General features: G+C 70.6%; 9 protein-coding genes and 1 pseudogene. 5 read left to right on the forward strand and 5 right to left on the reverse strand.

Annotation, left to right across the window (positions count from 1 at the left end):
• Positions 1 to 102: 102 nt before the first annotated feature.
• Positions 103 to 1,497 carry a nicotinate phosphoribosyltransferase gene (locus tag GZ997_RS01960; RefSeq protein ID WP_162678642.1) on the reverse strand — a complete coding sequence of 465 codons (1,395 nt, stop codon included), beginning with the start codon at positions 1,495 to 1,497 and terminating at the stop codon, positions 103 to 105.
• 75 nt (positions 1,498 to 1,572) lie between these two features.
• Between GZ997_RS01960 and clpS the strand changes: the two genes are divergently transcribed.
• The 5 genes from clpS (at position 1,573) to GZ997_RS01985 (ending at position 4,928) form a co-directional block, all read left to right on the forward strand.
• The gene (gene clpS / locus GZ997_RS01965) at positions 1,573 to 1,935 is read left to right on the forward strand and encodes an ATP-dependent Clp protease adapter ClpS (RefSeq protein ID WP_162678643.1); all 363 of its coding nucleotides are present in this window, start codon (positions 1,573 to 1,575) and stop codon (positions 1,933 to 1,935) included.
• Positions 1,935 to 2,657: a DUF2017 family protein gene (locus GZ997_RS01970; RefSeq protein WP_162678644.1), complete on the forward strand. Its 723-nt coding sequence runs from the start codon at positions 1,935 to 1,937 to the stop codon at positions 2,655 to 2,657. Before clpS ends, GZ997_RS01970 begins: the two co-directional genes overlap by 1 nt.
• Positions 2,658 to 2,688: 31 nt before the next feature.
• Positions 2,689 to 3,537 carry a glutamate racemase gene (gene murI, locus GZ997_RS01975; protein ID WP_238994187.1) on the forward strand — a complete coding sequence of 283 codons (849 nt, stop codon included), beginning with the start codon at positions 2,689 to 2,691 and terminating at the stop codon, positions 3,535 to 3,537.
• A complete protein-coding gene (locus GZ997_RS01980) occupies positions 3,534 to 4,334 on the forward strand; it encodes an MBL fold metallo-hydrolase (RefSeq protein ID WP_162678646.1) in 801 nt (266 codons plus the stop codon). The genes murI and GZ997_RS01980 overlap by 4 nt, the downstream gene beginning before the upstream one ends.
• Positions 4,335 to 4,445: 111 nt before the next feature.
• Entirely contained in the window at positions 4,446 to 4,928 is a 483-nt protein-coding gene (locus GZ997_RS01985) for a DUF3054 domain-containing protein (protein ID WP_343212243.1), read from the forward strand.
• Between the two features lie 98 nt (positions 4,929 to 5,026).
• Here the strand turns inward: GZ997_RS01985 and GZ997_RS12985 are convergent, their stop codons facing one another.
• The 4 genes and pseudogenes from GZ997_RS12985 to GZ997_RS02000 form a co-directional block, all read right to left on the reverse strand.
• A complete protein-coding gene (locus GZ997_RS12985; RefSeq protein ID WP_203233908.1) occupies positions 5,027 to 5,344 on the reverse strand; it encodes a transcriptional regulator in 318 nt (105 codons plus the stop codon).
• Complete coding sequence (locus GZ997_RS12990; RefSeq protein ID WP_202616180.1) at positions 5,337 to 5,783, reverse strand: hypothetical protein; 447 nt, start codon at positions 5,781 to 5,783, stop codon at positions 5,337 to 5,339. The genes GZ997_RS12985 and GZ997_RS12990 overlap by 8 nt, the downstream gene beginning before the upstream one ends.
• A 514-nt stretch (positions 5,784 to 6,297) precedes the next feature.
• Positions 6,298 to 7,008 carry an RdgB/HAM1 family non-canonical purine NTP pyrophosphatase gene (gene rdgB / locus GZ997_RS01995; protein ID WP_162678647.1) on the reverse strand — a complete coding sequence of 237 codons (711 nt, stop codon included), beginning with the start codon at positions 7,006 to 7,008 and terminating at the stop codon, positions 6,298 to 6,300.
• A gap of 2 nt (positions 7,009 to 7,010) precedes the next feature.
• Positions 7,011 to 7,198 (reverse strand): annotated as a pseudogene (locus GZ997_RS02000) (hypothetical protein); the annotation flags it as partial.

Raw genomic sequence — 7,198 nt, forward strand, 5'->3', positions numbered from 1 at the left:
CGGCGGCGAGCGTCGGGGCCGACGCGCGTGGCGCGGCTGGGCGCGCCACGCCGACCCGTCCCGCTGACGCCGCCCGCCGCCGGGCCGGGCCGCCGCAGTGGCTCAGCCGCGCAGCGGCTGCCGCTCGTCGATGTCCAAGTGGCGGGTCGGGATCGCCGGGTCGCCCTCGCTCAGGCGCCAGCCCTCATAGGGCAGCTCGGCACGCGCCACCTGGTGGCGTTCGGCCGCAGCCGTCAGCGCCTCCGGACCGCGGTGCTCCTCCACGATGACGCCGTCGCGTACCAGGTCTACTTGCAGCGGCCGCGCGCCGGCCGCCTCCAGGGCGGCCAGGCCGGAGGCCTCAGAGCGGGCCGAGACGATCAGCTCCTCGGTGGCCGAGCCTGCGGCGTTGAGTACCCGCCCGGCCCACTTGCGCCCTCCCACCGTCGACTTGCCGCCGGCGGAGAACTTGGCGACCTCCTGCATCTGCCCGTCACTGCCGGCGCGCTCGACCAGCTTGTACACCAGGGCTGCCGTGGGCCGCCCCGAGCCGGTCACCAGCTTGGTGCCCACGCCGTAGGAATCCACCGGCGCGGCGCCCAGGGCCGCGATCGCGTACTCGTCCAGGTCGCTGGTGACGGTGATGCGCGTCGTCGTCGCCCCCAGGCCGTCCAGCTGGGCGCGTACCTTGAAGGCCTCTGCCACCAGGTCCCCGGAGTCAAGGCGCACCGCGCCCAGCTCGCCTCCGGCAGCCCGGGCGGCGGCAACCGCGCGGGCCACGCCGCGCTCGATGTCGTAGGTGTCCACCAGGATGGTGGTGCCCGGGCCGAGGCTGGCCACCTGGGAGGCGAAGGCCTCCTCCTCGGTATCGTGCAGCAGGGTGAACGAGTGCGCAGAGGTGCCCACGGCCGGGATCCTGTAGCGCATGGCCGCCTCCAGGTCACTGGTGCCGGCGAAGCCGCCCACGACGGCGGCGCGGGCGGCCGCCACCGCGGCGCGCTCGTGCGCGCGCCTTGCGCCGAACTCCACGCAGGGGCGCCCATGGGCGGCGATGGTCATGCGCGAGGCCGCTGCGGCCACCGCGCAGTCGTAGTTGTAGATGGAAAGGGCCAGCGTCTCCAGGATGCAGGCCTCGGCGAAGGTTCCCTCCACGGTCAGCAGCGGGGAGCCGGAGAAGTAGCACTCGCCCTCCGCGTATCCCCGGATCGTCCCGGAGAACTTGTACATGCGCAGGTAGTCGAGAGTGGCGTCGTCGACGATGCCGGCCGAGTGCAGGTAGTCGATCTGCGCATCGGTAAAGGTGAAGGCCTCAATGGCGTCCAGCAGCCGCCCCGTGCCCGCGACCACTCCGAAGCGACGTGAGGCGGGCAGGTTGCGGCCGAACAGCTCGAAAACGCTGGTGCGCTCGGCGACGCCGGCGTGCAGGGCCGCCTGCAGCATGGTCAGCTCGTACATGTCGGTAAGCAGGGCGGTGCTGGGTGCGTCCGGGGTGGGGACATCCCGCAGATTGGCTGTCATGACACAAACTTATCGCAGGAAGACCGGCTGCGGAACGAGCCCGTCCTCACAGGCCGCCGCGACTAGGGTGAAGGCATGCAGTCCGCAGAACCCGTCCATGCCGCCCCCGCCCCGGGGGCGGAGGCGCTGGCGGACGCCCGCACCGCCCCCGGGCGGCTGTGGTGCACCGTGGTCCACGACGACCCCGTTAACACGATGGACTACGTCACCTGGGTGTTCCACACGTATTTCGGCCTCTCGATCCCAGTGGCGCGCCTGCGCATGCTGGAGGTGCACACCACCGGCAGGGCCGTCGTATCCCGCGGTGCCCGTGAACGCATGGAGGTTGACGTCACTGCTATGCACTCCTACGGTCTGCACGCCACCATCGAGCCGCTCCCAGCCGGTGGCGAGGGAGCCGTCGGCGGGGGAAGCGGTCCGGCCGCGGGAGGCGCCTGATGCGCGCCTTCCACCCTGACCCGCAGGGCTGGACCAGCGTGCTGGAGGCCTGGGAGCGGGAGTACCTGGCCGGCCTGTTCAAGCAGATCGCCGACCTGCTCGCCGCGGACACCCCGGCACCAGGCGGGGCCGGTGCCGCGGAAGCGGCCCCATCCGGGCCGGTTTCAGCGGGGCCCGAGTCGCACGCCACCGGCGTCCGGGCGGGTGAGACCCCGCGCGACGGGGACGTGCTGGCCGCACTCGACTTCGATCCCCTGCCCGACGACGCCTCCCGCGGGCGCACCGCCGGAGGGGTTCCCGCCACCCTGGCTCCACTGCTGGACGTGCTCCTGCCCGACGCCTCAGAGGACCCGGAGGTCGCCGTCGAGGTCTCCTCCCTGACCCGGGACCGGCTGCGGGAGGACAAGCGCTCTCGCCTTGAGGAAGTGGTATGGGAGCTGCTTGAGCCCACCGGGGCCGGTGGGGCAGTGCTCGTGCGCGCCGGCCAGGAGGGCCGCTGGCTGGGGGCCCTGAACGACGCCCGCCTGGTACTGGCCGAGCGCCTGCAAATCGATTCCCCCGAGGCGGGCGAGCGCGTGCATGCCGCGGCCTGGGAAGACGCCCCCGTCGGCGAGGGGGAGACGGAGCGCTGGAATCGGGCTATGGCGCTGTCCTACGACATGCTTTCCTGGTGGCAGGAATCACTGGTGGCCGTGCTATTGAATGGGGATGGGGCCGCATAGTCTCGGCGCTGTGAATGATGCGGCCATCGGGATGTTCGACTCCGGCGTCGGCGGCTTGACCGTGGCCCGCGCGGTGATCGACCAGCTTCCCGGTGAGCAGGTGCTGTACATCGGGGACACCGCCAATACCCCGTACGGGCCGCGCCCGGTGCAGGAGGTGCGCCGCCTGGCCCTGAGCATCATGGACGAGCTGGTCGACTCAGGCGTGAAAATGCTGGTGATCGCCTGTAACACGGCTTCCGCCGCCGTTCTGCACGATGCCCGCAGCCGCTACACGCGCGGCAAGGGCGTGCCCGTCGTGGAGGTCATCCACCCGGCCGCCCGCGCCGCCGCCCGCGTCACGCGTAACGGCCGAGTCGGGCTGATCGCCACCCAGGGCACCGTGGACTCCAATGCCTACGCCGATGCGCTGGCCGCCGTGCCCGGCGTGCACCTGTTCTCCCAGGCGTGCCCGCGCTTCGTGGAGCTGGCCGAGCGCGGTATCACCACCGGCCCGGAGGTCATGGCCACGGCCGAGGAGTACCTCGCCCCCGTCAAGCGGGCGGGCGTAGACACCCTCATCCTGGGGTGCACCCACTACCCGCTGCTGGCCGGCCCGATCTCCTACGTCATGGGGGAGGACGTCACCTTGGTGACCTCCAGTCAGGAGACCGCCAAGGACGTCTACCGCGAGCTCGCCCGCCGGAACCTGCTACGCGCCCCCGACGCGCCGGCGCCCCGGCACGAGTTCCGCGCCACCGGCGATCCCGCCTCCTTCTCCGTGTTGGCGCGCCGATTCCTAGGGCCCGAGGTTGGCCGTGTCCACCACGCCGAGATCGGCCCCGGCGCCCCGTCACCAGACCCCGCCCCCGTCCCCAATTCGAGCGAGGATCCCGCATGAGACTCACGATCATCGGCTGTACCGGATCCATGTCAGGTCCTGAGGCCGCGGCCTCCTCCTATCTGGTGCAGGCCGACGACGCATCTGGTCGCACCTGGTCGGTCGTGCTCGACCTCGGCCCCGGCTCAATGGGGCAGCTGCTGCGCTACCTGGACCCGGCTGAACTGGACGCCATCGTCATCTCCCACTGCCACGCCGACCACATGGTGGACCTGGTGGGTATGCACGTGTTCCGGCGCTGGAACCCCGCCGGACGGCTTGCGCCGGTGCTGACGCTCGGGCCGGCGCAGCTGCGGAGCCGGCTCAACGGCGTCGACGGCACTTCGGAGCAGGAGACCTACGCGACTGAATTCGCCTTCCGCACGGCGTCGGCGGGTCAGAGCCTGCAGGTCGGGCCGCTGACTATCACCCCCTTCCCGGCGCTGCACCCGGTGGATGCCTTCGGCTACCGGGTGGAGGGCCCCGGCCGAGCCGGCGATCGCGTCAGCCTGGCCTTCACGGGCGACACGGACTTGTGCGACGGCATCGAGGCGATGGCCGACGGCGTCGACCTGCTGCTGTCCGAGGCGGCCTTCCTAGAGGGGCGCGACGCCGTGCGCGGCATCCACCTGACCGGTCGGCGGGCCGGACAGCTTGCCGCGGGTACCTCGGGGCGGGGCGGGCGCCGTCCCGCAGGCCGGCTGGTGCTGACCCACATTCAGCCGTGGACGGACCCGGATGATCCGCTGCGTGAGGCCGCCGCTGTGTATGACGGCCCACTGGCCCGCGCCACCCCCGGCGCCTCCTGGGAGATCTGAGCGGTGCGGCAGGAGTCTTCACAGTCGGGAGCCGCCCCGGAAACGCGTCCCGGGGCCGGTCCCCAGCGAGACGCCGGGCGCGGGTCCGCCCCGATCAGCTACACGCCGCCGGTGCCTGACGGGCCGGATCGTCCCTGGACGCGTGGGCGCCGCACCCGCTGGTGGCTGGTGCTGCTGGCCGACACGATTTCGGTCGCACTGATCGCCTGTTTCGCCGCCGCCTCGGTACACGACCTGGCCCAAGTGCCCGGGCTGCTCGTTCGCGGAGCGGTCGCCGTCGTCGTCGCCTGGGCGGTCGCATGGCTGGTGCGTCGCCCCGACGACCACCTGGAGGTGGGCTGGCCCGACGGCGCCTGGGTAATCGGCCTGACCTGGGCGCTGTGGGCGGGCCTCTACGTGTGGGGCGGGGCGTTGGGAGCTATCCCCGGAGCCGGTGGAACAGTGTCGTTCGCGGTGATGCTGGCCGCGTTCCTGGTGGTCTTCTGCGGCGGCTGGCGCAGCCTGTACGGCTACGTCAAGGCGCACGACTCGTTGGTTCCCAAGGGCGTGCAGCGGCGCCTTGACGCCCAATCCCGCCGAGACCGGCACTTGTAACACACCGAGACCGGCACTTGTAACACACCGAGACCGGCACTTGTAACACGCCGAGACCGGCACTTGTTACGTGCTGAGGTCGGTTGACGTGACCGGTGTCAATCGCCGGCGATCTCTCGCAGTGCGGCGACGTGATCCTCGAACGCCTTCAAGCCGCGCGGGGTGAGCGACACCCAAACCACATCCATCGCCCGAATTACACCGTAGTCGCGGTGGCGGCGGATGTAGTCCGCATCCTCCAGTGCCTTGAGCTGCTTGGACAGACTGGCGTCGGACAGGCCAACGGCGTCACGCAGCGCGGAGAACTTCATCTCGGTACCGGTCCACACTAGGGCGCCGTCGTTCACGGCCCCGACTGACTTGAGCGTTGCGCAGATCCGCAGACGATTGATCGGGTGGATGACGGGGTCAAGCACGGCTGCCCTCCGGCCAGACCACGACGACGCAGTACCAGGCGTGAACCGTAGCGAGCAGAGCGAACACGACGGCGAGCACCGGATGTATGGATAGCCCCCGTAAGACGGCGCCCGCAACCAGCGCCCACACGAATAAGCTGTTTCGCCTCCACCACTGCCGATCGGTACCGATGAGGTCGTCTCGGGTACGGACCCCGGGGCGGAGAAGCTGGTTCCGCAGCAGTACATGTATGAGCACGAGTGCGGCGACACCTCCGAGCAGCACCCAGTGCTGCTCGGTTAGTAGCGCACCAACCGTGCTGCCGAAGGCAATTGCGAACAGCGCGACCGCCCAGGTGGCGGGATGCCATTGTGCGGCCTCCTGCTCGGTGGCGGCGACATCGTGTAGGCGGCTGCGTGCCTCGTTAGGGGACACGGATGACGGTGGGGACGAGGACACGACTACACCTTCCTTTCTTGTGTGGAAAGTATGAGGTTTTCCGTAGCGGAAAGCAAGGGTTGGTGTCGGTGGAGTGGCGTGTCCGGTTTGGGGGTGTGGTGGATGTTTGGTGGAGGTCGCTTGGGCGGTGCTGACGTGGCCCGGCGTCCCGGCGGGCGCGACGTGGGGGTGTGAGCACGATGAACCACGGTGGATCGAGAGCGACGGTTCGTCATGTTCGGGTAGGCGGTCTGCTACCCGCTGCGACGGTTTGTGAGGTGGGCGCACGAACCGTCGTCGTTCATGCCGAGCCGTAGGTGGTACCTGGCGAACCGTCAGCCGACTGTGCGAGCCGTTCCCCGTGACGCCGCACCCTGAGGCCGTCCCTTAATGGCCTGCGCGTCACAGCCGTCCGGCGCCGCACGACACCAGAACCAACCACCACACCCACAAACTAGAAGAGCGGGTTGAAGCTCGTGTACTGGCGCGCATCTTCTACCGATCTCGGCACGTAACGTCTACCGACCTCGGCGGGCTAGGTGAGCAGGTCCCGCAGGGCGGGGGCCAGAGCGCGCAGGGCCTGGCCGCGGTGGGAGATGGCGTTCTTCTCCGCCGAGCTCATCTGCGCCGTCGTCCGCCCGGAACCGCCCGGGGCGTCCTCCTGGACCGGCACGAAGATCGGGTCGTAGCCGAAGCCGCCGGCGCCAACCGGCGCGTGCAGCAGCCGCCCAACCATGGAGCGCTCCACCACGGTCACTGATTCCGACTCGCCGTCCCGGCTCGGCACCACCAGTACCGCGGCACAGGTGAAGCGCGCCGTGCGGTGCGGGTCGGCGACGTCGGCGAGCTGCCCCAGCAGCAGCCGCAGGTTGCCCTCGTCATCGCCGTGGCGGCCCGACCAGCGGGCCGAGAAGATGCCCGGCGTGCCGCCCAGCACGTCCACACACAGCCCGGAGTCGTCGGCAACCGCCGGCAGCCCGGTGGCCTGCGCCAGGGCGCGCGCCTTGAGGGTGGCGTTGTCGGCGAAGGTCAGCCCGTCCTCCACCGGCTCGGGGGCGCCGAGCCCGGCCGAGGAGATGATCTGCTCGGCCGTAAGCCCGTCCACCAGCGGTGTCAGGATTGCGCGCAGCTCGGCCAACTTGCCGGGATTGTGGCTAGCCAGCACCAGCCGGGCACCTTCAGGCACAGTGACCGCAACTTCGGCCGACGCCGTCGTGGCGCCGCGCTGCTCGGACTGCGCTACCACCGTCAGCCCTCCTCGACGTCGGCCGCCGGGCCGGTCCCGGCGGAGGACTGCACGGCCTGGTCGGAGGTGGAGACGGTAAAGGGAACATCGTCGGGCCCGGCCAGCACGCGGGCCTGCAGTGCGGCCAGCTCGGCGTTGCCCTTGGTGGCCAGGTCGAGCAGGGTGCCGAGCTCGGCGCGGTCGAAGGGGG

This window comes from Actinomyces sp. 565 (assembly GCF_010365615.1).
Lineage (GTDB): Bacteria > Actinomycetota > Actinomycetes > Actinomycetales > Actinomycetaceae > Actinomyces.

What these genes read in the sequence shown, in the direction of transcription:
- GZ997_RS01960 (WP_162678642.1), bottom strand. Translation starts at nt 1,497, where the DNA reads ATGACAGCCAATCTGCGGGATGTCCCCACCCCGGACGCACCCAGCACC.
- clpS (WP_162678643.1), top strand. Translation starts at nt 1,573, where the DNA reads ATGCAGTCCGCAGAACCCGTCCATGCCGCCCCCGCCCCGGGGGCGGAG.
- GZ997_RS01970 (WP_162678644.1), top strand. Translation starts at nt 1,935, where the DNA reads ATGCGCGCCTTCCACCCTGACCCGCAGGGCTGGACCAGCGTGCTGGAG.
- murI (WP_238994187.1), top strand. Translation starts at nt 2,689, where the DNA reads ATGTTCGACTCCGGCGTCGGCGGCTTGACCGTGGCCCGCGCGGTGATC.
- GZ997_RS01980 (WP_162678646.1), top strand. Translation starts at nt 3,534, where the DNA reads ATGAGACTCACGATCATCGGCTGTACCGGATCCATGTCAGGTCCTGAG.